The sequence below is a fragment of the Pelatocladus sp. genome (assembly GCF_059505505.1).
In genome coordinates this window covers 1-24,907 of record NZ_JCACKS010000270.1, presented here as the reverse complement: position 1 = coordinate 24,907, position 24,907 = coordinate 1, and the positions used below count along the sequence as shown (strand labels likewise).

The window sequence follows — 24,907 nt, the reverse complement described above, 5'->3', positions numbered from 1 at the left end:
TTTTACTGAATTCGGCTTTTTATTATACCCAATTTAAATGCTGAACAGCTTACTGCTGGGTATTTTTTTGCTGGAGAGTGATTACGATGTTTGGGCGATCGCTTTCTATACCTGTATTACTAGTTGCATGTGGTGATCGAGTCTAGTGTATGTTACACATTTACTTCATCTTCCAAGGATCTATTACTTCGGCAGCGATCGCTTATTCCATAACATAACCTATTTGTGAATTTACTATAGCAGTTTACTATTGAGTAGAATACACTCAAATTATGCGATCGCATCAGACATATTAATAGTTTTCAAGTTTCTGAGATATTCAACAGAGCATACACCTCATTTTGGTCAAATTGCCATTCTATGAATCTGTCACAAGTTTGATTGGCATATAATTTTAGTGAAACTACGTTTAAAAAGGATTTGATAACTGTGCGTCATGATTTAAAAGATTTAGAAATAAGTCTCAGTGAACTACAATATTTGACGAATTTACCTGTTAATGATGAGCTAGTAATTATTCTTAACCCTATCAAGAAAACACTCCAAAATTTCATAGTTCAAGCAAAAGGTCCAGAGGGAGCTACTACGATCTTTATTGGCATTACTATATCATTTGTGAGCTATCTTGCATTTGATGTGCTGGTCAAAAGTTTTATGAGTAAGCCATTCATGCCATCTTGGCTTTCATTTATTGTGTTTGTTAGTTTGGGTGCTGCTATGACACAGTTAATATTATATCTGATTTGGAAGCAAAAAAATAGAGTAGTAAAAACTAATATTACACCTTCTCTTCAAATGCTATTAATGGATGTTGATAAATATAATTCTGTTATTAAAGCAATAGATATCAATGATCAAATAGAAGCAGTTGGTAATGTCGGAGTGACGATCAAAGAAAGAAGTAAGGTTATAGAAGCATTACAACTCACAAAATCTGATTTGATACGTGCTTTAAAGACAGAAAGAATTTTGCGAGAAAATCGGCATTTTATTATTAGTAATTCTGAACTATTTATGAATAATTTAGCTGCCTTAACAGCAATGCAAGTACCAGAACAAGCGAGTGAACATGGAAGGTTGTTAAATGAGGCTTTACAGATTGCTTTGGATGTTCAACATGAGATGAAACGTTTACAGAACCAGCATTAAATTTTATACATATAGCAAAATTGCTTCGTAGCTACTGATACCTCAGAACCCATTCCTAAGTGTTAATTTTCCTGCCAAACAATATCTGAGATTAGTGTTATTTTTTTCAATGTATTTCTAATAAAAGACAATATATTATGATCAAACAAAGGCAAGCTAACTTATGCGTTTGTTTCAGTTTTTTTTGTGATTAACAGTCCTATTTTCCTGTTTGTCTTATTGTTCTCTGTAGATGGAAATGAAGAACCTTGGATCGTTAGGGAGCATCTATGAATAACAATGAAGGCGATCGCGGTAGTGGTAGATTTAATTGCTAACCAAATGAACCACAATCCATCTAGGTATCCATGATGGTAAAGGCTATTGTTTGGGAAGCAATAGGATTTTATTTTGGCATTTTGGCAACAATTCGGATTGAATAAAAAGTACAGTAAGTTAGCAATCCGTTCTTGCACAAAATTAGCGCGAATTGCAAAATTTCCTCCCCTGCCTAGCCACAGGGGTCTTTTATTGGGAATTTGACTATAATCAGAATTACATTCTCAAACTAGTACCAGAAATATAAGCAATTGCATCTAGCTTTCTCAGATAATATTTAAGATAAAAATGATAAATGTTACATAAATACTCGGTTGTTTTTGGCATTTTGGCATATGTGTAGATTTAAAAGCGATTATTGTAGAGAAATCATAAATCAAGTGCAAGAGTGTCAAACTACAGGATTCCCGGAATAACCTCCGGGAATTTTTATTTTTGCACATGAATAATCTTGAACATGTGTGTGAGGGTCTAAGAGGAATCAATCGATTTTGGATTTTAGATTGACCTCACGATTTTGTTGTGAATGGCTAGCTTGAAAGTAACCTGACTTTTTGATGACGCGTACTCGGCAGCAGGTTTACTATAAAAAAGTGTGAACTAAAATAATTAACTAGCGATCGCCTATCAACATGGAATGGAAAGAAATCTCTGGTAACTGGGTGTTGATTCCACCAAAGCCTACAGGTATAATCCACTTCCTTGGTGGTGCCTTTGTAGCTACGGCTCCACATATCACTTACCGTTTGTTATTGGAAAATATAGCAGAGAAAGGCTTTGTAATTGTTGCCACGCCGTTTGTAAATACTCTCGATCATACAGCGATCGCAGAACTTGTTCTCCTCAACTTTGAACGCACTTTACTACGCTTAGAAAACCGGGAAATGCTGGGTAAAAAATACCTTCCTGTTTACGGACTTGGACACAGTATGGGATGCAAGCTGCATTTACTAATTGGTAGTCTTTTTCCGGTAGAACGTGCTGGTAATATTTTCATCTCTTTCAACAATTATGCTGCACGAGATGCAATTCCCTTGATAGAACAGTTTAATTCCACATTTAAGTTTAATACTAATCTTACTGTCGAATTTACTCCTTCACCCTTAGAAACCCAGAAACTAGTACAAGAAAACTATAGTGTCCGTCGTAATTTATTAATTAAATTTAACAATGATACGATTGACCAATCAGCACCTTTAGCTAAACTACTACAACAGCGCTTTGGAGAAATGGTGACAACACAAATACTCCAAGGAAATCACCTCACGCCCTTAGGACAAGATGTTAAATGGCAAACAGGTAAAGATTTCAATCCCTTGGATGCGATTGGACAATGGTTTAAACAAGAAGTATATCGTGACCTACAGCAGCTTAAGCGCATTATACTTTTTTGGCTTAACCCAGTGTCACCGCTATAGTAAGGAGTGTTGAGGTGTTGAGGTGTGGGGGTGTAGGAGTGTAGGGGTGTAGGGGTTGTAAGAGTAAATAAAATAGTTAGTCGTGCTTCGTGTTCCCAATTCCCAATTCCCAATTCCCAATTCCCAATCCCCATTACCCCTTATCCCCCCCACCTTCCCCAATCCCTGCCTATTGCCTTCTTAGCCTATGTTTCAAATTCTAGTAATTGACGATGATCCAGCAGTTCAGATACTGCTGAAAAGAATGCTGGAAAGACAGGGCTATAAGGTTGTTGCTGTTAACAACGGTGAGGAAGGAATTAAACAGGCTTCTATTGGCAATCCTGCATTGATTATTTGTGATTGGATCATGCCAGGAATGAGTGGACTAGAAGTTTGTCAACGCATCAAAGCAGATCGCAAATTATCCACTACATTTTTCATTCTGTTAACATCTCTAGATTCGATTCCCGATCGCGTTAAGGGTTTGGATGCTGGCGCTGACGACTTTATCACTAAACCAATCGAGCATAATGAATTACAAGCACGGGTTAGAGCAGGATTGCGTTTGCATCAGTTAAGTCGAGATTTGCAAACTCAAAAGCTAATTTTAGAAACTGAATTAGCAGAAGCAGCAGAATATGTGCGATCGCTGCTTCCTTCTCCTATGAGTAAGCCGTTTAGTATTGATTTTTGCTTTATTCCCTCACGGCAACTGGGGGGTGATTGTTTAGATTATTACTGGCTTGATCGTGATTCTCTGGCAATTTATTTATTAGATACCGCCGGACATGGACTCAGAGCGACTCTGCCTTCAATTTCTGTACTTAATTTACTGCGATCGCGCGCTCTTAAAGGTCTAAATTATTATCAACCAAGTGAGGTATTGAGAGCATTAAATGATACTTTTCAGATGAACTACGAAAATGATAAATACTTTACTATTTGGTACGGTGTTTATAATCGTGTGCAGCGTCAATTAATTTATTCTAGTGCTGGTCATCCACCTGCAATTTTATTATCTCCTAAATCGACTAATCCTACTGAAGTTCAACTTTTGAGAACTCCTGGTATGCCAGTCGGAATGTTTCCACAGGTAAAATATGCTGATGGTTTTTGCAATATAGAAAAAAATAGTACCCTTTATGTTTTTAGTGACGGAGCCTACGAAATCACCAAAGCTGATGGTACGCTTTGGGGTTTAGATGCTTTTATCAAAATGTTGGTCGGATTACAGCATCCTCTAGGTTGCCAAGTTACCCAAATTATCCAGCAATTAATCGCCGTAAATTCACAAGAAGTTTTTGATGATGATTTATCTATTCTACAAATGAATTTTAATTAAAATTTTAAATTTTAAATTTTAAATTTTAAATTTTAAAATATATATTAATTTTATCTAATTAAAAATTATTTGAGAAAATGTATAGTCTAAAGCCTGTTCTTCATTATGAAACTAATTGATAAATTAATTTAATTGTTCGTGACTATTAATATATTTATGAAATTCATCTTGATTAGCAAAAATTTCAAAAACCTTGTCCATGCCTGTCAGTTCAAATAAAATTCTAATCTGTTCATTAATAGAACATATAACTAGCTTGGTATTAACTGCTCGCAAAGCTTTAAAAGCTAATACTAAAGCACCAAGACCAGAACTATCCATAAACGTCACATCTTTAAAATCAACTAATACAGTCTTTGCGCCACTTTCTAGTCCTGTGGTAATTTTGTCGCGAAACTCCTGTGATTTAGTAGCATCTAAAATTCCGTCTACTTGAATAACTTTGACTGAACTACTCATCATTTCCTACCATTAGAATAATATCCTGAATTTAGCGTGATATTAACCAAGTATAATTGCTAATAATATTTGTTGCCATATTATAAGTGTGACGTTCAAAATTATATCTATAAATTGTCTGCTAAAATTTATCTTTGTCGTAGAGGGATAGCAATTATAAATTTTGCCCCCATTCCTGGCACAGAGACGCATTTCAAAGAACCACCGTGTCTTTCTGTAATAATCTGATAGCTAATAGAAAGTCCCATTCCTGTACCTTTGCCAATAGGCTTAGGTCTCAACAGTAAGCATTTTTTTGTTATTTACAAAGGACTTACCTTGGCTCGATAAAGTAACTTGTCACCTTGGCGATAACCAATGTAGCGTACTCTGACAATATCTCCTGGTTGTGCAGTACCATCTAGCAATTGATGTAACTGGGGATCGTAGGGTATTTCTGATCCAACAGATGCGATCGCTTCTATTCCCCAATCCTGTAAAAGTCTTTCTAGCGGTTTTTGTACCAACGGCACAATATTGACAGCACTTAGCTGGGGATTTTCTCGCGCTTTATGAGCTGCTGTAGGAAACTGCAATAATAAAGATTCCAGCAGTTGTAAACTTGACTGCTGGAACTCTTGCTGCAAACTTAAGCGCTGTTTTTGCAGTTGTAATTGCAGGCGATCATACTCTATTTTTAAGTCTGTGATTTGTTGTAAGAATTCCTCAGATGCGGCTTTCTTTGGTAATAATTCTTGTACAGAAAAACTTGCCACTAATTCCTGTAATGATATCTGGAGTATCTGCGACAGCTTGAGCATGACATCTACACGCATCTGCTCAACTCCAAATCGTCGCAGCCGTAAAATTTGTCGTTCTGAAACCCCAGCAGCACGACTCAGTGCTTTATAACTAGAAACACCTACCCGTTGCATTAAATCTTGTAAATTTTGGGTAAAGTCAGTTTGGGACATTGGGGATCGGGAAATAGGGAATAAAGGGATAGGGGATCGGGGAATAGGGAATAAAGAGGATAAAGAAGACAAGTCTCTTCACAGTTTCCAATCCCCCATCCCCCAATACGGTTCGGATAAGACAAATCGATTACATTTAAATCCTGTACCAGACGTGATATATCGCGTCTGATACAATCCCAAAATTATGACTAAAAATCCTTAACCGAACCGTATTACCCCATCTCCGATCCTCAGACAAATGACTATTACGCTAAATGCTTCATTAGCACACTTTTGGGTGCTTTGCGGACTCTGGCTAAAATTGTTTCTTTACCTAAACGTTGACAGGCTTCATAACGATGGCAGCCAGAAAAGCCATAAAATTGTCCATCCACTTCTATAACGTCTATTGGTTCTTGCTGTCCAATTTCACCAATTGATTCCATTAAAGCTTGGACTTTGTTGGGATCGTTCTGGCGTGGCAAGGGTCGCCTGATCTGATTTAAAGGTATTTCTTGAACTCTTACCATATCTTAAGTGTTTTTCAGTCATCTATGTAAATCATAATCGTTATGACTTTATTTTGCAACTATTTTGTTAAAAGAGTTTAAAATATAGCCAGCATCGATAGCCAAATAACCTCAGAAAGCGACTAAACTACAAAGGAATTTCGTCGTCTAATTTATAAAGATGATACTGGCTGCGGATCTACTTATATGAAAATATCGCTCTGGCGTTGTTCGTATACTGTACTGACAACATTTTGTTTATTGGGGTTGACGGCTGCATCGCGTCCTCAAGGATTGGCAAATGATGTAGAACTGCGAGTTGGAATTGTGCAACGCTTTGGAGATAATCCGAAAGAACAGTTGCTACTTGAACCCACAGAGGGCGATCGCTTGCAGTTAAAATTCCAAAAAGGTAATAACCAGCCGCAAACTCTGGTTACAAACAAACCAATTAAATTGGAAGTGACGATGCAACCGTTAGTGGAACCAGCAGTTGAGGAACGAGTGGTGCTGGGAACCTACCGTACTTATGAAACAGCCGAAGATAGTGCGAAAAACTGGCAATCTAAGGGTATAGAAGTAGAAATCACTCAACCAGAACGTTGGCAAGTATGGGCAAAACGGGATGTTTACAGCACTCCTCTGCTACGTCGCTTACTATTGGAAAGCTTGCAATCTGCTGGCAAAGCTAAAGTGCTTATTGATACTAAAACTCCGCAAAAAGTACCACGAGTGAGCTGGGTAATAGATGGCAAGCGTTACAGTGATGATTATCTAGAAATTAGCAGCAATAAAAATTTAATAAAAGTAAACGAAGGTAATAAACCACAGAATGCCCGACTCTACGCCGGAGATTTACAGTTACAGTCAAATGCTTATGGTACTTACACTTTAGTGAATGTAGTACCTTTAGAAACATACTTACGTGGAGTAGTACCTCATGAAATAGGTATACAAGCTCCAAAAGCCTCAATGGAAGCACAAGCGATTATTGCTCGTACCTATGCTCTGCGAAATATACGCAGATTTGAAGCAGATGGGTATCAATTATGTGCTGATACACACTGTCAAGTTTATTATGGATTAAAAGGAGCCACTGCTGTTACAGACCAGGCGATCGCCACTACACGGGGTATGGTACTGACCTATAATGACGAGTTGGTAGACGCCCTTTATTCTTCTACCACTGGCGGTGTGACAGCTGCTTTCAGCGACGTTTGGAATGGAGATGATCGTCCATATCTGCAACCCATAATTGATTCTCCCAGCAATATTTGGAACTTACCTGGGCAAAATCTTGCAGATGAAAACAACTTCCAGCAATTTATCAACTTGAAAAAGGGTTTTAATGAAAGCGAGTGGGATCTGTTCCGGTGGCGTCGAGAAAGCAAACTAGAAGATATTACCAAAGGTTTACAGAAATTTCTGAAGGTAAAAAATAGCCCTTATGCTAAGTTTAAAACCATTAAGGGGATGAGAGTAGTAGAACGCAGCAGAAGTGGACGTATTCTCAAACTAGCTGTGTCCACAGAAATTGGTACATTTTACTTATACAAAGATGAAGTTCGTAGTGCTTTTTTTGCCCCAGTAAGTACATTGTTTTACCTACAACCTCTCAACAAAGGTCAACCGGGGCTTTGGGGATACGCCTTCGTTGGTGGTGGACTGGGACACGGAGTTGGTTTGAGTCAAACAGGCGCACAAAACTTAGCTAAACTAGGCTGGTCAAATGCAAAAATATTAGAGTTTTACTATCCTGGCACTCAAATTCACTTACTCGACAATAGTATTAAATTGACGAACAAAAATTTTTAGTTAAATTTATATGCTTCAATAGTTACGCAAAATCAGGTTTTTGGCTTTAACATCAACCGTATTGGAATAGAAAATAGGACTCTTGTTGCACCCCTATACCCTTACACCCCCACACCCATTTTCAAGTCGAGGTAGTTTAAACTATTAGAATAGGGCAATTATGCTGTAGGTAAAAAGCTTGTACAGCAAGCTTTTTATCTATATGTTTAGATGCGCTAGATCATCAAGCGAATAAGGCAGGAACGCAATTTTATGCATTTCCTGCCGTTTTGCCAAGGTACGACTTGACTTTTTGCCAAATTTAGGTGTTTGGGGCAGACACAAAAGAAGAAGAATTTTTTTGTCTGTCCTGCTTTTTCTTTCCCTATTATTAGGGCATCGATGACTCTTGCAAGAGATGCAGATGTGAGCCGCCTAAGTTTTAGTAGAGTTCTTCTTCTTTGTGGGTTTCGATAGTGCAGTCTCCGGTTGGATAAGCAACACAGGTCAGGATATATCCAGATTCCATTTGGTCATCATCCAAGAATGACTGATCAGATTGGTCTGGAGCAGAACCAGAAACAAGCTTACCAGCACAGGTGGAACAAGCACCAGCACGACAAGAGTAGGGCAAGTCTAGACCAGCATCTTCAGCAGCGTCTAGAATATAGGTATCGTCGTCACAGTCAATAGTTTGATTTAGCCCTTCAGCTTCGTTAACGAGTGTAACTTTGAAAGTAGCCATGCAGTAATCCTCTCTTTTGCAAGCGGCAGTATAAGTTATCTTGAAGCAAACAGCTTGGCTAGTCCTATAGGATTAGTCGCTTGTGATATTTTGCTTCACTTCTGATACTACGAGAAAAAGAAAAGGATGTAACCGGAATTTCAAGGCGATTAGTAATGAAATTTAGTTACTTGCTAACAATAAGTTTTACTTATAGAATAAACCAGCAAGCAGTTAAACTATTAGATAAATTTATGAATCTGAAAAGAAGCTTGAATGTATAGATATACCGTCTAAATTTGCTGATTAAGTTCTCATCATACTAAGGTCTGAGTAAATTACAACTAAGTAGCAACCAAAATTTAGGAGATTCAATTGCTTTGCTCTAAAACTAATGGTTGGGTCTATATTATTAATTCTCAAGGGTGACTAAGTTCGTAGTCAGGACTTTAGTCCTTAATATTGAGCGATTTATCGCTCACTACAAACCCTTTAGAATTAATGGGACAGACCACTAGTTAGAAATGGATGAAACAAAAAGTGCGTATTGGTTTAGTTGGTACTGGGTATGCAGCAAAGCTACGCGCAGAAGCGTTGATGGATGATGAGCGATTCTCCAAAGGAGACGCTACGCGATCGCACCTTGTTGCTGTAACTGGGAACACGCCCACAAAAACAGTAGCCTTTGCTGAGGAATTTCAGTGTCAAGTCATGGATTCTTGGGCAGAACTCGTCACCAGAGAAGATGTGGACTTAGTAATAATTTGTACTGTAAATCGAGATCATGGTGCGATCGCAGCATCAGCACTCTCTAGCGGTAAACACGTAATTGTTGAGTATCCCTTAGCTGTGAGTGTCGCAGAGGCTGAGAAACTTATTGCCCTAGCAAAAACCCAAAATAAACTACTACACGTAGAACATATTGAACTTCTGGGTGGTGTACATCAAGCCCTGAAGCAAAATTTACCTAAAGTTGGGCAACCTTTTTTTGTCCGTTACAACACTATTAAACCCGAACATCCCGCACCAAAAAAATGGACTTACAGTCATGAGCTTTTCGGTTTTCCCTTAATAGCAGCGTTATCAAGATTACATCGTTTGACTGATTTATTTGGTCAAGTTCTGACAGTCAATTGTCACAATCGTTTTTGGGCAAGGGAAACAGAATATTATCAAAGCTGTTTCTGTGTGGCTCAGTTGAGTTTTAGTAGTGGACTACTAGCACAAGTGATCTATGCTAAAGGCGAAACTATGTGGCAACCAGAACGTAAACTTGAGGTTCATGGTGAAAAAGGGGGATTAATTTTTGATGGTAATACTGGAGTGTTAGTCAAAGCAGAGGAAACCACACCCATAGAGGTTGGTAGTCGCCGAGGATTATTTGCTAAAGATACAAATATGGTGTTAAACCATCTTTTTGATGGCACTCCACTGTATGTCACTCCAGAGGAAAGCTTGTATACTCTTAAAGTTGCGGATGCAGCAAGGCGTTCTGCCGAAACCGGGTTAACCGCAGTTGTGAATAAAGATAATTAAACTTTTATGAAAAATCAAACTATTGTAATTTTATCCCAAAGAGAACTAGAGAAAATGCGTCAGGCTGGTAACTTGGCAGCCGAACTTTTACATTATTTAGAACCGATGGTGAAATCAGGAGTCAGCACTCTGGAAATCAACGATGAAGCAGAACGCTGGACACAGGCTCATGGAGCAAAAAGCGCGCCTCTTGGTTACAAAGGCTACCCAAAGTCAATTTGTACCAGTATCAATGAAGTGGTGTGTCACGGTATTCCTAATGCCAAGCAGATTTTGAAGGATGGTGACATTATCAATATTGATGTGACACTGATCGTGGATGGTTATCACGGCGACACATCAAAAACATTCTTTGTTGGTACACCTTCGCCCGTAGCCAAAAAATTAGTCGAGGTGACACAAGAATGTCGTGACAGAGGTATTGCTGAGGTGAAACCAGGCGCACGCATTGGAGATATTGGTGCTGCGATTCAGGAATATGCTGAGTCACAAGGTTTTTCTGTAGTCCGAGACTTTGTTGGACACGGAATCAGCAATATTTTTCACACCGCACCAGATATTCCCCATTACGGCACACGAGGCAAAGGCAGAGTACTCAGACCTGGTATGGTATTTACCATCGAACCCATGATTAATGAAGGTACTTGGGAAGTTGAGGTTTTAAGCGATGGCTGGACTGCTTTAACGCGCGATCGCAAACTTTCGGCGCAGTTTGAGCATACAATTGCTGTCACACAAGACGGTGTGGAAATTCTGACATTGCAAAAAGAGAATGACTGGTGAAAAAACTATTCACTCTGGACAATAGACACTGGACTCTTGACACTGAAGTGTTGACTATTGACTAATTTGATGCAATTTGCCGTTACGGACTTGTACCACACGATGACTGCATCTGCGGACTAGTTGCTCATCATGAGTAGTAACAATGACTGTTGCTCCAAAGGAATTTAATTTCTGAAAAATCTGTATGATTTGCCAGGAGTTATCAGGATCAAGATTACCAGTTGGTTCATCAGCTAAAAGTATTGGTGGGGTTGCTATAATTGCTCTGGCAATACTCACCCGTTGTTGTTCTCCTCCAGACAATTGTTCAGGAAAATAGTCAGCTTTATTCAACAAACCCACTAACTTTAATGTCGGTTCTAGACGCCGTTGAATTTCTTTACGGGTATATCCTTGTGCTTGCAAAACAACAGCAACATTTTCTGTTACAGTTCTTTGAGGGATGAGCTTGTAGTCTTGAAACACAATCCCAATTCGGCGTCGAAATAACGATAAGCGATCGCCCCGTAAAGAAGCCACATCACACCCATCGACTATTACCTTTCCTTGTGTTGGTAACTCTTCACCATACAACAGTTTCAACAGTGTAGACTTACCAGAACCACTAGCACCTGTAATAAATAAAAATTCACCCTGTTTTACTTGCAAATTCATATCTAAAAGAGCATTATGACCGTTAAAATATGTTTTTGCAGTTGAACGCAATTGCACCATCAGCCCAGTATTAGGCTGTTGAGTATCGGTGTCTTGAACATGAGTAAATTTGTCAGACTTCGCTTTCGGTGATACTACTGTTGACATTCCTATTTCTTCACACCCACAACTAAAACATGTATAAAATAATGATTCCCAAGAAGTACCCAGGAATCTCATAATCTATAGTTATATTTTTTAGCTTGTGGTTGGTAGATGGTTGTCACCCTAGTCCTCCTAGTCTCTGCTCCGTGATCTCCAATCCCCAATCTCCAAAAATTTACTGACTGATCGCTTCTCTTACAGTCAAACCATAAATCAAAGATTTCAGAGCAAATTTAGGTAAAGCCAACATCCTTCGCCAACGCCAAGGTTCTTTGTATAGTCGGTACAGCCATTCTAAATGATTGTTTCCCAACCAAGCAGGAGCACGAGTTTTTGTCCCTGACCAAATATCAAAACTTCCACCGACGCCGATCCAAATTGCTTGGGGACACAAATGGCGGTTTTGAGCAATCCATAACTCTTGACGTGGTACACCCAAACCAACAAAAATAACTTTTGGTTGGACTTGAGCAAGAGTTTGCCGTAATTGTTCTTCTTCTGCTTGGGAATGGAACCCAGAATATGTTCCTGCTATTGTCAAACTTGGAATTTTCCCCAACCAAAAATCTGCGGCTTTTGCAGCAACTCCAGGCGCACCACCATAGAAAAATAGCTTTGCGTCCTTTTGTTGTTCTCCAATTTCTCGTAACAGTGTCTCTGCTAGCTCGATACCGGGAATCCGTTGCACTTTTTGTCCCCGCAACCACCGTAAAAATAGAACTACTCCTGCTCCATCTGGAATGACTAGTTCAGCAGTTTTTATCACTTCAGCCAGAGATTTGTTTTGTTCAGCTTGCATGGTCATTTCAGCATTGAGCGTAATTACATGCGCTCCCATACCTTGTTGCAAGCTTTCTAGCAACCAGCTTGGATAATCTGTCATGATATGAACTGGTAGCCCCAACACCGAAAACACTTTAGGCGGTTTAAACATAGCCTAGTTTTGAGTAGCCTCACACCAATATCCATCGAACGATAGTTTAACAAATTTTTGAAGATAGAGATTTCCTGAAAAATGCGTATTTTAGAATATAACTTTTAACTAAATAAACTTTAGATACATTCTCTCTACGAATGGTTGCAAGCCAAATTAAATTGTTTTACGGTCAAAGTTTAGATTGTGTTACTCAATACAAAGTAGTTTAAAAGACAGTACTATGAAACTTCAAAGCACAAGATGAGAGTTAAAACTATTAAGCATCAAAGCAAAAGATAGAGAGGGTTTTATTTTTATTCCCTAACATGCAATTATTTAGTACACCTCGTGATTTTAAACATTTACTTTGTACACCAGAAGGGATGAAAATTCTGTGTGTCTTGTTGTCTTAGTGGTTCAATATTTTTTTACCCCCTTACCACAAGGCCCAAGTCAACCATTCATGAGAAAATCTGACAACACAACCTGTGCATGAAAATATGATTTTTCCTACACTCATGCACCTCCACACCCCCACACCCTTTTTTCAAGCTAGCTAAACTTAAACTAATTCAGCAATTCAAATTGCAAATTCAGAATTTGCAAGTAGTTTGCACTCCATCTTCTAAAACTTTTTAGTAAACTCAATCTTACACAGTTAAGAGTGTAATGGGCAGAATCGACTATGAATAAAATTCGCGTGGCATTGATAGAAGATCATGATCTCACTCGTGTAGGCATCAAAATAGCACTACAGCAAAAGGAAGATATAGAAGTGGTCGGAGAAGCTGCTAATGCTGCCGATGGCATCAGATTGTTAAAAACATTACATCCAGACATTGCAATTGTAGACATTGGCTTACCAGATAAAGATGGTATTGAACTTACACGAGATGTGAAAGCACTTACCACTGGAGAAGAAGGAGTAAAGGTATTAATTTTGACGTTGCGTGATAACAAAGAAGCAGTGCTTGCAGCCTTTGCTGCCGGGGCAGACTCCTATTGTATGAAGGATATTAAGTTTGATAACTTACCAGAAGCTGTACGTGTTACTTACAATGGCAATGCTTGGATCGATCCAGCGATCGCACGTATTGTATTACAACAAGCACAACAAAATCCATTGAAAACGGAAATGACGGCAGAGACTAAATCCCCGGTGCAAAATTCCGAAAAGATTGGCAGTGAAGAAGATTTAATTGACCCCTATACCTTAACAGAAAGAGAATTAGAGGTATTACAACTGATTGTAGAAGGTTGTAGTAATGCTGTAATTGCAGAAAGGCTCTATATCACGGTTGGAACGGTCAAAACTCATGTTCGTAATATTTTAAACAAACTTTGTGCTGACGACCGTACCCAAGCGGCAGTTAGAGCTTTGCGCTCTGGATTAGTGGGATAAGCCAGAAAAACACGTGTGCAATAGTTTGAAATTGCTATTTGCTATAAGTAAATATACTAAGTTTTTCTCACAAATATGTGTTAAAAATGAGTCAATTATCTTGAATAAAGTCTTTCTTAGCGTTCAAATGACGATTAGGTGTAATAGATGCCATTACGCCATCTTGTCATTAAAATATCTGGAATAGTGAAGTCAAATATGACTGGGACAGATGTCGAAAAACTTAAATTGATGGTGGTAGATGATGAGCCAGACAACTTAGAATTACTCTACCGGACTTTTAGGCGAGACTTTCAAGTGTACAGAGCAAATCACGCCTTGAAAGCACTGGAAATTTTGGAAAAAGAAGGCGAAATGGCTGTGATTATCTCTGACCAAAGAATGCCAGAGATGAATGGCACCGAATTTTTGAGCTTGACGGTAGAGCGTTTTCCTGATACGATGCGCATCTTGCTAACTGGTTTTACTGATGTTGAAGATCTAGTTGATGCCATTAACTCTGGTCAAGTCTTCAAATATATTACTAAACCTTGGAAACCTGATCGACTCAAAGTAATTGTCGAGCAAGCAGCAGACACCTATCGACTAGTCAAAAAGCGTACTCAAGAGTTACGTCGCGCCCTACGACGAGAATCATTATTTAATGCTGTCACCACTGCAATCCGCGAGTCTCTAGACTACTCCAGCATGTTGGAGAAAATTGTTGCTACGATTGGTCAGTCTTTTAAAACTAGTTATTGCTTGCTTAGACCAGTAGAAAGCAATTGCTTGACATCAAATGAGTTCTACTATTTAGATTCTAAAACTCCTTGTTCGTGTGAAGCTTTCGATGCCAGTCTTTTGATTGAAAAAGTTCTCGAAACTCAGCATTATCAGCATAGTCAATATACGTACCATGATCATCCTTGTTACCAACTAGCTGTGCCACTTACTTATCAGCAACATCTGCTTGCAATTCTGGCTCTCTATCAATCAGGACGCGATCGCCCTTGGCCAGATGAAGACATCCAGCTAATTACAGGTGTCGCTGAACAAGCAGCTCTAGCCCTTTCTCAGGCAAAACTCTACCAAAGTCTTCAGGAAAAGCAAGAGCAGATCCGAACTGAGTTAGAGGTTGCTCGTCAAATTCAAAATAATCTACTGCGCCAAAGCTTACCTGATATCAAAGATGCAAAGGTACAAGCTTGCTGTTACCCCGCTCGTGAAGTCGGGGGAGATTTTTTTGAAGTGTTTGTCCATCCTAAAGGAGATTTATGGTTAGCAGTAGGTGATGTTTCCGGCAAAGGAGTTCCGGCTGCTTTGTTTATGGCTAGTGCAATCTCGGTGTTACGTCGTGAATTATCTCAAGAAACACCAGCCATGCCAAACGTGGTGATTCAAAATCTTAATAAAGCTTTAGGTGATGACTTAGTTAGTAGCAATTACTTTATCACTCTCATCTTAGCCCGATATACTCCCACTACCAGAGAATTTGTTTATGCTAATGCAGGTCATATTTATCCTCTGCTGTGGTCTGGCAACACTGACACAGAAAATCCCAACTACCTAAAAATACGTAGTATTCCCTTGGGTATTCTACCAAAATGGCAAGCAGATTTTGGTCAATTGTTTCTTGCTCCTAAAGATGTCCTACTGTTTACCAGTGATGGAATTACTGAAGCCACAGTGATAAAAAAGAGTCATACAGCCGAAGATTCACTCAATGAGATCAAGCCAAATTATCGTTCCATGCTACATCTTGATGGTCTTTGGCAACTCTTGCAACAAGAAACTCAACCATTATCTCTCAATAAATTGTTAGCTCGTATTCAGGCTGACAACCATATTCAAGAAGATGACCAGACCATACTTTCACTGGAGGTTTTTTAAGCAATGAAAAGTGAACTTCATATACCAAGCGACCTGAAGTTTTTAGGTATCGTCGAAAACTGGTTATTGGGATGCTTAGAAGTCCAGTTCAAAGAATCGATTGATTGGTCACGACAATCAAGTCGTCTACGATTGGCTTTGGTAGAAGCTTATTCCAACGTTGTACGTCATGCCCATAAAGAGCAGCCTTATTTACCAGTTTTAATCCGTTTAGAATTAAAAGACCGGGATATCGCCCTAGAAATTTGGGATCGTGGTGAAGGTTTCGACTTATCCAACTATTTACCTCCTAGCCCCAACGACAAAAAAGAAGGTGGCTATGGTTGGCTCATTATGAATCGTCTCATGGATAAAGTCGAGTACAAGTTACAGATTGATGGTTACAACTGTCTCAAGCTACAAGTGAGTGTGCCAGAAACTGCTTAATATCATATCCACTTGAAGTAAGTATATTTTTGACGAATCTCCATATTAAGAAATATTAATTAAATTAATAACTTTTGCAAAAATTATTTGATTTATAGGTGGTATTTATCAAAAAATAAAAATATGTTAAGATGACTAAACCATACGTAAATTCAGCAAGCATCGGATTAGGTGAGAAGCCCACACTGCAAGTGCTTGCAATCAGCGATGGGAGTATGTCACCTTTAGTGATTAGTGGTTGCTGGCTTATTGGCTAACAATAAGATCCCCACTTCACAGAAGAAATTGGGGATCTGGCTTTCTCAATTTCTATCAATTAATTTCGTTGCATTTTCAGCAATTCTTGGGGAGAAGCTAACAGTTTGATTTTGGTATAAAGAATTTCTCGCTCCTGGTTGATAACAAATTGCCATAGAACGTTGACACCACACCAAGAAGTTTGTGCTTTTCCTGTCACTTGAAATTGGATTAAATCTTCTTCTATAGTTTCAAATATTCCTTGCTGAGGAGAAGCTTCAATACCTAAAGCTTCTTTGTTTAAATAATTAACGATCGCCTCTGGTCCTACTATTCCAGATTCAAATGGCGGATGCATGACACCATCATTTGCAAATAAATTAGCAGTAGCATTAAAATCTCCTGCATTTAAGGTTTGAAAGTAAGCAAGGATAGTTGGTTCTGTAATTCCTTCAATAGTTAACTCTTGTGTAGTATTTGCAGATGATGATTGTGATAAAACCATAAAATTAACTCCAAATTATATTTCTATTAATTTACAAATAAAAATTAATTTAAATCTTGCTGCTAGAGATGTATTTTTTATATTTGTTAGTGGTTAGTAGGTAATAAATATTACCCAGGTATGCTCAATTGCTCATTCACTTCCACTCTCTAGAGAGATGAGGCATTCTGAACGATTCAGGGTAGGATGTTGAATTGAACTTTAATTCAAAATTTCACGTCTGATACTTAATATTCAATATTCAATGTGATGGCGGCTCCACCATATCCCCGTTGGTTTCACCCTTGTTTGCTCTTGGTTTGGCTGTTCATCGGTGTCGGTTTGCGCTTAATCAATTTGACAGCAAAACCCCCTTGGACAGACGAATTTTCTACTTTAGTATTCAGTCTGGGAAATAGTTTTTTGCCAGTACCGTTAAATCAACCGATCGCAATTGATGTTTTATTACAGCCACTACAACCCCAGCCAGGTGCAACAATTCAGGATGTATTAACACACTTATTTAGTGAAAGCAATCATCCACCTTTATATTTTGTGCTAACTCACCTGTGGGTAAAGTTGTTTCCCACACAAGCAGGTTTAGTTTCATTATGGGGAGCGCGATCGCTTGCTGCTATTTTTGGGGCAATATCCATTCCTGCTATTTATGGTTTAAGCTGGCTGGCTTTTCGTTCGCGTTTGGTGAGTCATTTAGCTGCTGCAATCATGGCTATTTCACCCTACGGCATCTTTTTGGCTCAAGAAGCTCGTCACTATACTTTAGCTATTTTGTGGGTAATTGCTTCTCTGGCTTGCTTAGTAGTTACCACGCGCCACATCCAAAAGCGTAATCAGTTACCCGTTTGGTTAGTCTTTGCTTGGATAGGAATTAATGCTTTGGGTGTAGCAACTCATTATTTCTTTGCACTCACGCTGCTTACTGAAGCTGTTGTGCTAATTTTTCTCGCTTGGGAAAAGTGGAGACAAACAGACACGGCGACAGGGGGACATGGTGAAGAAGTTACGGAGACACAGAGACACGGAGATATAGGAAATAAAGATGATACACTCTCTCCATCACCGCATCTCCCCTTCTCCACATCTTCGCAGGCGTCAGCAAAGCTTCCTCCTCTGCGTTTTCTCAGTCTTCCGCGTCTCAAGTTCTCTGTGTCTGTCTTCTCTCCTCCTTGGGGGCGCATTTATGCTGTTGCTCTTGGCAGTTTGATCGGGGGTATAGTTTGGATACCAGCATTTTTACATAATGCTTATGGTGATAAGTTAACAAATTGGATTCAAGGCGATCGCATCGGTATTGCTTGGATTAGCCCAATTTTTCAAGCTATGGCAGCCTGGATTACGATGATTGTTTTACTACCCGTGGAATCACCACAGCTAGCAGTGGTAATTGCTTCTGGATTGGTAATGGCTATCTTCTTGGTTTGGGCAATACCAATTTTTGTTAATGGTTTTAAAACTGAGCTGCAAAAACCACAAAGCCGCATAATTACACAAATGTTTGCTGGTGTAATTGTGAGTGCGATCGCTTTATTCTTTTGCTTTACTTATTTTCTTGGGATTGATCTCACTAGAGGTGCTCGTTATAATTTCGTGTACTTTCCTGCGGTAGTGGTTTTAGTAGGGGCGAGTTTAGCAATTAGTTGGAATATTCCCCCAGGAAAGACAACAAGGTGGGGAGTAACGGGAAAAATGTCTGTGCTAATTATCTGGATAATTGGCTTTATCAGTGCTATCACAGTTATTTGTAATTTAGGGTATCAAAAATATTACCGTCCAGATTTATTTATAGAACTGATTCAAAATACATCTAAAGTGCCGATATTGATTGCGACTACCCAAAAAACTCATGTACAAATTGGTGAAATGATGGGAGTTGCTAGAGAATTTAAGTTTCACAATAGTGTTTCTCTGTCTCCAAAATTCCTTTTAGCTCATAAAGACAAACATACTAATGCTTCTACTACTCTCCAAAATTCCTTAGAAAATCTACCCCGTCCCCTTGACTTATGGTTAGTGAACTTTCGTGCTGCTGAACCAGAAGCAATCAAAAATTGTGTTAAGCACACCCAAAGCTTACCAGCAATTAACGGTTATGAGTATAAGCTTTATCACTGTAATTCCTAATTTAGAATTGATTTGGCACACCCACTGAAGACAAACCAGCGATCGCCCGCAAATTTTGACAACGGATTAATTCATGGAAATTTAGGACATTACGCCCTTCTATTTTTGTAACTGTCTCAATCGCAGACAACAAATGCTGTGCTGCTTCAGTTTCTGAGTAACCACGGCGCTGTGCTACTTTAATTGCGGCTTCATCAGCGTTTAACTCTGAGTGTTGAGAACGGTTGATAGCAGTAATACGATATGCTGCCAAAGTGGTCAATCCACCAGCAACAACAACACCTACCGGATCTGTTTGCCAAAATTCTACCAATGCGCCCAAGATTCCAGCTATGGCTATGCCTTGATAAATATCTGGTTTCAACCACCTTATCCCTGTCAACCAACAAACTGTCCGCAATAGTATCAAATCTCGTTGTGGTTTCGTCAACCGACGCCACAAATTAAAATTAATATATATTGGTCGTTCCCGATTCCAAGGTAAAGGAAAGGAAACATCAATTACTTTTGTTTGCTCCGATTTACTCAGAATTTTGGTCATAATTCGACCAGAAGCAGGCATAACATCATATAAACGGCGAATTTCGGCAATTGGCTCCATAAATTATGACGAGGAACGGAGAACGGGGAACGGGTTTACTAAGCTGTAAGGTATCATCAGCCTGTATGATTTTTTTGATATATGCTTAAGAATACCTAAGCTATCGGATTCTAAAATACCAGTTTTGATAATAATTGACTCTTGACCAATGACTCTTGACTAATGACTAATCACTAATAACTAATGACCATAGAGGCTTTTGCTCCCATCCCACCGGAATGGACTAATAAAGCAATTCATGCTCGTGAATTTTGCTGTCCCACATGTCATGCTAGCAGTTTGGAAGCTGCACAAGTTTGGATTAATCGCCGTTCGCCCGTAATTACAGAGGAATACCGACGCAAATGGCAAGAATTCTACCACTGTCACTGTGGTTGTGTCTGGTGGGCTTGGAGTAGCGATCGCCCGCCGTCCAATTTCAGTAGCCAAGACAATTAAGTACATAATCGTTTGATTATTTAAACTTATAAATGTTATTGGCTACAACAATTATGATAAAAAGTCCACTACGTTACCCTGGTGGTAAGTCAAAAGCCATTAACCAAATAGCCGAATACTTACCAGATAGTTTTTCTGAGTTTCGAGAACCTTTTGTGGGTGGCGGTTCTGTTTTTATTTACTTAAGGCAAAAATTTCCTCACCTAAAAATCTGGATTAACGATTTAAACCGCGAACTATTTCTGTTTTGGAAATCTACTCAATCTCATCTACCTCAGCTAGTGAAAGAAATACGTCGTGTTAAAGATAAATACACAGATGGTAAGTTATTATTTGAGGAATTAACTAGTGTAGATACCAATCATTTATCTGATTTTGATAGAGCAGTACGCTTTTTTATTCTCAATAGAATTACTTTTTCTGGGACTGTAGAATCTGGAGGATTTTCTGAGCAAGCTTTTCATAAACGCTTTACTTACTCGTCGATAGACCGTCTAGAGAAATTAGAAAAAATTTTAACAGCAGATGTAAAGATTACTAATTTAGATTATAAGGAACTATTACCCGCAGACGGTCAAGATGTATTTATATTTTTAGACCCCCCTTATTTTGCTGCTACTAAATCCAAGTTGTATGGTAAAGATGGAAATTTACACACCTCTTTTGAGCATCAGAGTTTTGCTGAATTGGTGATACAATGTCATCACCGTTGGCTAATAACTTACGATGACTCACCTAAAATTAGAGAAAATTTTCAAGACTCTAATTTGTTTGAGTGGGAATTACAGTATGGAATGAATAACTACAAACAAAGTAGTGCTGCTAAAGGTAAGGAGTTATTCATCACCAACTATGTAATTAGACCTAATTATGATAAAAAAAACCCCGCACACAGGCGGGGATAACTTTTTTTATTCTTAATACGTAGTTGCTTGTTAGTTATTTGAAACAAAGACTAACATAACAACTAAGTAAGTAGGTCAAATTAAATATAAAACCTCACCCTCCTCCCCTTATTAAGGAGAGGGATTGAGGGTGAGATTTGATCTTATGTTTAATTACGCCTACCTACTTAATTAGAAAGTGAAGGTAGTGCGAAGTGTACCTACATAAACTGTATCGTTGTTGTCATTATGCTCAGGATTTAAGATGACCAACACACCTGGAGTGAAAGCAATATTGTCGGTCAACTGGTAACGATAGAGCGCTTCTATGTGATAAGAATTGTCATCATCTTCACGCGCACCGATGTCATTATCAGTAACTTTAGGTGGTTGACCAAACTGAAAACCAAGCAAGTTACCCTCTTTACCGAAGTCTTTGAAAGCGACGTTAGCCATCCAATAGAAAGCATCCGCATTGTCACCTTCATTAGGACCACTCTTAGCTTCTGCATTAGTGAAACCTGCCCAACCACCGACAGTGAACTTAGAACTGGGCTTGAAGTTAACTTCTGCACCATAGTGGTTTGCAGCAGTAGCAATACCATTACCAAAAGGTTGGTTGGCATTTGCACTACCTGTAGATCCAAATAGGCTAACACCGCCAACACTATTTTGATAACTGCGAACGTAAGTTAAACCAATATTGAATGCTCCATTTGGTTGGAAAGCAAGTTGAGCAAGAGCAGCATAGTTACCATCAAATAGACCAGCTCCATCAAGAGGACTACTAGCTACGTTATTACTTCCACCAGCTAGATAACCCACAGACGCACTGAATGCTGATCCTGGAGGTTGGAAATTAACGGTTAGACCAGCACCACCGGAACCTTGGCGATAAATAGGGCTGAAGCGACCATAGCGGGAAATCGCGCCTCTTCCTGAACTAGAAAATTCAGAGAAGTTAGGAACGTTTTCGTAGAACTCACCGTTATTAGCGTCTACCTTAATACGAATAGAATCACTGAGGTTGAAAGCGTAGTTGATTTTATCGATTTCAACGTCGTTACCAGTATTATTATCATAGGCGAGGCGGGCCATGTTAGTCCCGGTTGCTGATCCAAAGTTAGGTATATTGCCAGCCTGTAAACGGATTTGCAGTTGGTCTGTACCCATGAAGCTACTGTTCAAACTCAAGCGAACTCGGTCTGAGAAAGTAAAATTGTCATCTACATCATCGCCACTACCGTTAGCTTTCTCATCTCCAAAAGCTCCACCAAAGTTGAAGACAGCTTCCCCAACTAACTTTGTAGTAGTGGAAAACTGATTTGCTTCCAACTCAGCAGTGCGAGCTTCTAAAGCATCTACACGACCGCGCAAAGTAGCTAGTTCCGCAGAAAATTCTTCTTGCAAACGCTGTAGGGTAGCCAAGTCTTCCTTTGTTACCAATTCAGCTGTTGCTGTAGCAATCAGTTCATTAACCCGATCCAAACAAGCATTCAAACCTGCGGCGAATTCATAACGGGTCATGGGACGATTCCCACGATAAGTACCGTTGGGATAACCTGCAATACAACCGTAGCGCTCTACTAAAGACTGTAATGCTTGGAATGCCCAGTCTGTAGGCTGTACATCAGAAAACTGAGAAACAGATGTTACTTGGCTCATGCCTTCAGTTGATCCTTGGGATAACTGAGTTACAGAAGTTACGTCTTGATTGATTTCTTGGTTTACTTCTGCTGCAAATGCACTATTGGCTGCCAATAATGTGGCAGCAAAAACAAGCGGACTCAGCTTAAGGGCGTTCCTGAATGGTTTTGTCATTTTGTTTAGTCTCACTCACACCTACTGGGTAAATCGTGGTATATTTGCTCAAATAAATTATTAATTAAATTCAGTTGAGTTAGAACCATGATTTTCAGTAACAATTGTACCAAAAGAAGCGGTGATTAACGCAAGTACCCACCGCTATTTTTAATTGTTATTTAATTACTTTATTTGGTAAACATAAAATAATTCTGCGTTTATGACGTAGCAAGTTACCTTCTTCCTCAAATTGTTGGAGAAGGCGAGTTACTGTCACTCTCGTTGTGTTTAATACTTCTGCCATCTCTTGATGAGTAACATTAAGTTCAATCAGCTTACCCTGTTCTACATCCCGGCCAAATTTTTCACTTAGCCAAACCAAAAATTGCCACAAACGTAGGGAAATTGGTTTTCTATGTACAATACTTAAAAGTTCCTCTGCTTGTTGAATATGAGTTATGAGAGCATTGACATCTTGATTCCAATGATGCGGTGGTACTACACTCACTTCTACACTAGTTAAACATTCTATTTGGTAAGGCTTGACTCTAGAAAGAGGATAACCAATTAAATCCTCTGGTCCCCAATAGCCCAAAGTAATGAATGTTCCATCTTCGCTCCAAGTCAAGGTACGCACTGCTCCACGCTCGATTCGCCATAACACATCATTACGAGCTGGAATAACTTCTCTGCGAGTAAAGATTCTTTGGGGTAAATTTGATGATAAGCTAGACTTATGGGATACAATTGAATTTTGTGTGCGACTGCTGGAATAAATCATTGGTGTTGTTGGGTTAGGATTATTAGCAACTCAAAGAGATTAGATAGATAACTAAAGTTAATAGCTGTGTTAGTATTTTATTTTTCACAGATGTAAACTCGTAACTCAATTTATCGAACGTAAAGCTAGTTAGTGTTAGGAAGCATTAATTTAGACCAAAAGATAAATGTCGGGTGTGGAAAATTTTTGTAGATTCAGAAAATACTTATTTATTTGACTTTTAAACAAAATAAATATAAATTACTCCAAAAGTAACTTTTTGTGATAATGCTTATAACCATGTAGTTGATTTAGTTAGATATGAATCAGGGATAATTGTAGGTGTATATGTCGTACATATTTACAGGCATATAAAAAATTAATAAAAAATATTCTTTGGAGAAGTTTGTACTTTTGTAACTAATCTGTGAAGTAAATTTTATAGTTTCAAAATAAAAGGGTTACTACAAAGTTTACTAGCAAATAAGCAGCAAAACTAATTCAAGCATGCTGTTAATTGCCTAATTCTTGATTAACTATTATTGCATTATACATTAATTGAGAATCATTATCAATTAACTTTAATTATGGCAACGATAAAAACCGCAAATTTGGCAGATCATCACTGGTCTTTGTAAAGTAATTCGAGTAGATTAGGACTTGACGAGTTTGCAAAAATTCTTCACCTGTTGTCGTTATTAATGAGAATTATCTGCTTTCTAAACTTTATTTGTTGCTAATGCAGGAAATTGTCTTAAAAAACATTTGATTGATTACACATAAAGCACGGTTTAAATCCGTCAGCACAAATAAAGCTAACTCGTGAGGGTCGTCATTTGTCATTGGTAAGGGTTTCAACAATTTTATATTTCTTAACATAGTAATATTTATTTGCGCCTACTTAACTTAGAGGGCAAATATTATTAAGTGTTACTTGGTTAATTTAATATTCAAAGTTTAAGAACAGGTAAGCTTTATATGAAATGTAAGTTAGATTACAAATCATCTAAGTTTTCGAGAAAATCTGGTTTAGGCTACTGCTGTGGTTATTGTTAACTTTGAAAGTTTAACAATATAAACCAATGGATTGTCATCAATCCTTGATGATAATCCGGTAAAGTTTTATCAAAGGTCATTAGTACCAATGACCAATGACCAATGACCAATGACCAATGACCAATGACCAATGACCAAT

General features: G+C 38.6%; 22 protein-coding genes and 1 pseudogene. 12 read left to right on the top strand and 11 right to left on the bottom strand.

The window, feature by feature from the left end:
• The first annotated feature begins 429 nt into the window (after positions 1 to 429).
• The 3 genes from AC5JMK_RS28830 to AC5JMK_RS28820 all read left to right on the top strand — a co-directional run bounded on the left by AC5JMK_RS28830 (position 430) and on the right by AC5JMK_RS28820 (position 4,209).
• Positions 430 to 1,149, top strand: a complete 720-nt coding sequence (locus AC5JMK_RS28830; protein ID WP_495911580.1) for a hypothetical protein — start codon at positions 430 to 432, stop codon at positions 1,147 to 1,149.
• A 950-nt stretch (positions 1,150 to 2,099) separates the two neighbouring features.
• Positions 2,100 to 2,885 carry a DUF1350 family protein gene (locus tag AC5JMK_RS28825; RefSeq protein ID WP_096675016.1) on the top strand — a complete coding sequence of 262 codons (786 nt, stop codon included), beginning with the start codon at positions 2,100 to 2,102 and terminating at the stop codon, positions 2,883 to 2,885.
• A gap of 187 nt (positions 2,886 to 3,072) precedes the next feature.
• Positions 3,073 to 4,209: a PP2C family protein-serine/threonine phosphatase gene (locus AC5JMK_RS28820; RefSeq protein ID WP_096675017.1), complete on the top strand. Its 1,137-nt coding sequence runs from the start codon at positions 3,073 to 3,075 to the stop codon at positions 4,207 to 4,209.
• 123 nt (positions 4,210 to 4,332) lie between these two features.
• Here the strand turns inward: AC5JMK_RS28820 and AC5JMK_RS28815 are convergent, their stop codons facing one another.
• The 4 genes and pseudogenes from AC5JMK_RS28815 to AC5JMK_RS28800 all read right to left on the bottom strand — a co-directional run bounded on the left by AC5JMK_RS28815 (position 4,333) and on the right by AC5JMK_RS28800 (position 6,133).
• On the bottom strand, positions 4,333 to 4,668 hold the full coding sequence (locus AC5JMK_RS28815; RefSeq protein ID WP_096675018.1) for an STAS domain-containing protein: 336 nt from the start codon (positions 4,666 to 4,668) through the stop codon (positions 4,333 to 4,335).
• Between the two features lie 128 nt (positions 4,669 to 4,796).
• Positions 4,797 to 4,940 (bottom strand): annotated as a pseudogene (locus tag AC5JMK_RS28810) (ATP-binding protein); the annotation flags it as partial.
• 30 nt (positions 4,941 to 4,970) lie between these two features.
• Positions 4,971 to 5,621, bottom strand: coding sequence for a nucleotide exchange factor GrpE (gene grpE / locus AC5JMK_RS28805; protein WP_096675019.1), 651 nt, complete (start codon positions 5,619 to 5,621; stop codon positions 4,971 to 4,973).
• 248 nt (positions 5,622 to 5,869) lie between these two features.
• On the bottom strand, positions 5,870 to 6,133 hold the full coding sequence (locus AC5JMK_RS28800) for a sulfiredoxin (RefSeq protein ID WP_096675020.1): 264 nt from the start codon (positions 6,131 to 6,133) through the stop codon (positions 5,870 to 5,872).
• Between the two features lie 186 nt (positions 6,134 to 6,319).
• Here AC5JMK_RS28800 and AC5JMK_RS28795 point away from each other — a divergent pair, with 186 nt between their 5' ends.
• The gene (locus tag AC5JMK_RS28795) at positions 6,320 to 7,927 is read left to right on the top strand and encodes a SpoIID/LytB domain-containing protein (protein ID WP_096675021.1); all 1,608 of its coding nucleotides are present in this window, start codon (positions 6,320 to 6,322) and stop codon (positions 7,925 to 7,927) included.
• Positions 7,928 to 8,348: 421 nt separating this feature from the next.
• Here AC5JMK_RS28795 and AC5JMK_RS28790 read toward each other — a convergent pair whose 3' ends face one another.
• A complete protein-coding gene (locus AC5JMK_RS28790) occupies positions 8,349 to 8,651 on the bottom strand; it encodes a ferredoxin (protein WP_096675022.1) in 303 nt (100 codons plus the stop codon).
• Between the two features lie 507 nt (positions 8,652 to 9,158).
• On the opposite strand from AC5JMK_RS28790, the gene AC5JMK_RS28785 reads away from it, so the two are divergent.
• Both AC5JMK_RS28785 and map read left to right on the top strand, forming a co-directional pair.
• The gene (locus tag AC5JMK_RS28785) at positions 9,159 to 10,166 is read left to right on the top strand and encodes a Gfo/Idh/MocA family protein (protein WP_495911579.1); all 1,008 of its coding nucleotides are present in this window, start codon (positions 9,159 to 9,161) and stop codon (positions 10,164 to 10,166) included.
• 6 nt (positions 10,167 to 10,172) lie between these two features.
• Positions 10,173 to 10,949, top strand: coding sequence for a type I methionyl aminopeptidase (gene map, locus AC5JMK_RS28780; RefSeq protein ID WP_096675024.1), 777 nt, complete (start codon positions 10,173 to 10,175; stop codon positions 10,947 to 10,949).
• 54 nt (positions 10,950 to 11,003) lie between these two features.
• On the opposite strand, the gene ftsE is transcribed toward map, so the two are convergent.
• Complete coding sequence (gene ftsE / locus AC5JMK_RS28775) at positions 11,004 to 11,753, bottom strand: cell division ATP-binding protein FtsE (RefSeq protein ID WP_096675025.1); 750 nt, start codon at positions 11,751 to 11,753, stop codon at positions 11,004 to 11,006.
• A gap of 172 nt (positions 11,754 to 11,925) precedes the next feature.
• Positions 11,926 to 12,684, bottom strand: coding sequence for a WecB/TagA/CpsF family glycosyltransferase (locus tag AC5JMK_RS28770; protein WP_096675026.1), 759 nt, complete (start codon positions 12,682 to 12,684; stop codon positions 11,926 to 11,928).
• A gap of 667 nt (positions 12,685 to 13,351) precedes the next feature.
• Here AC5JMK_RS28770 and AC5JMK_RS28765 point away from each other — a divergent pair.
• The 3 genes from AC5JMK_RS28765 to AC5JMK_RS28755 all read left to right on the top strand — a co-directional run bounded on the left by AC5JMK_RS28765 (position 13,352) and on the right by AC5JMK_RS28755 (position 16,363).
• The gene (locus AC5JMK_RS28765; protein ID WP_096675027.1) at positions 13,352 to 14,068 is read left to right on the top strand and encodes a response regulator transcription factor; all 717 of its coding nucleotides are present in this window, start codon (positions 13,352 to 13,354) and stop codon (positions 14,066 to 14,068) included.
• A gap of 198 nt (positions 14,069 to 14,266) precedes the next feature.
• Positions 14,267 to 15,937 carry a SpoIIE family protein phosphatase gene (locus tag AC5JMK_RS28760; protein ID WP_495911581.1) on the top strand — a complete coding sequence of 557 codons (1,671 nt, stop codon included), beginning with the start codon at positions 14,267 to 14,269 and terminating at the stop codon, positions 15,935 to 15,937.
• 3 nt (positions 15,938 to 15,940) lie between these two features.
• A complete protein-coding gene (locus AC5JMK_RS28755) occupies positions 15,941 to 16,363 on the top strand; it encodes an ATP-binding protein (RefSeq protein WP_096675029.1) in 423 nt (140 codons plus the stop codon).
• Positions 16,364 to 16,679: 316 nt separating this feature from the next.
• On the opposite strand, the gene AC5JMK_RS28750 is transcribed toward AC5JMK_RS28755, so the two are convergent.
• Positions 16,680 to 17,105: a ketosteroid isomerase family protein gene (locus AC5JMK_RS28750; protein WP_096675030.1), complete on the bottom strand. Its 426-nt coding sequence runs from the start codon at positions 17,103 to 17,105 to the stop codon at positions 16,680 to 16,682.
• 249 nt (positions 17,106 to 17,354) lie between these two features.
• Here AC5JMK_RS28750 and AC5JMK_RS28745 point away from each other — a divergent pair, with 249 nt between their 5' ends.
• Positions 17,355 to 19,226: a glycosyltransferase family 39 protein gene (locus tag AC5JMK_RS28745; protein ID WP_096675031.1), complete on the top strand. Its 1,872-nt coding sequence runs from the start codon at positions 17,355 to 17,357 to the stop codon at positions 19,224 to 19,226.
• 1 nt (position 19,227) lies between these two features.
• On the opposite strand, the gene AC5JMK_RS28740 is transcribed toward AC5JMK_RS28745, so the two are convergent.
• Positions 19,228 to 19,827 (bottom strand): DUF3318 domain-containing protein, encoded by a 600-nt coding sequence (locus tag AC5JMK_RS28740; protein ID WP_495911578.1) that lies wholly within the window; start codon positions 19,825 to 19,827, stop codon positions 19,228 to 19,230.
• Positions 19,828 to 20,010: 183 nt separating this feature from the next.
• Here AC5JMK_RS28740 and AC5JMK_RS28735 point away from each other — a divergent pair, with 183 nt between their 5' ends.
• Together AC5JMK_RS28735 and AC5JMK_RS28730 are read left to right on the top strand one after the other, a co-directional pair.
• Positions 20,011 to 20,265, top strand: a complete 255-nt coding sequence (locus AC5JMK_RS28735) for a hypothetical protein (RefSeq protein ID WP_096675033.1) — start codon at positions 20,011 to 20,013, stop codon at positions 20,263 to 20,265.
• 53 nt (positions 20,266 to 20,318) lie between these two features.
• Positions 20,319 to 21,170: a DNA adenine methylase gene (locus AC5JMK_RS28730; protein WP_096678812.1), complete on the top strand. Its 852-nt coding sequence runs from the start codon at positions 20,319 to 20,321 to the stop codon at positions 21,168 to 21,170.
• A gap of 171 nt (positions 21,171 to 21,341) precedes the next feature.
• Here AC5JMK_RS28730 and AC5JMK_RS28725 read toward each other — a convergent pair whose 3' ends face one another.
• The gene (locus tag AC5JMK_RS28725) at positions 21,342 to 22,970 is read right to left on the bottom strand and encodes an iron uptake porin (protein ID WP_096675034.1); all 1,629 of its coding nucleotides are present in this window, start codon (positions 22,968 to 22,970) and stop codon (positions 21,342 to 21,344) included.
• 157 nt (positions 22,971 to 23,127) lie between these two features.
• Positions 23,128 to 23,733 carry a Crp/Fnr family transcriptional regulator gene (locus AC5JMK_RS28720; protein ID WP_096675035.1) on the bottom strand — a complete coding sequence of 202 codons (606 nt, stop codon included), beginning with the start codon at positions 23,731 to 23,733 and terminating at the stop codon, positions 23,128 to 23,130.
• Positions 23,734 to 24,907 lie beyond the last annotated feature (1,174 nt).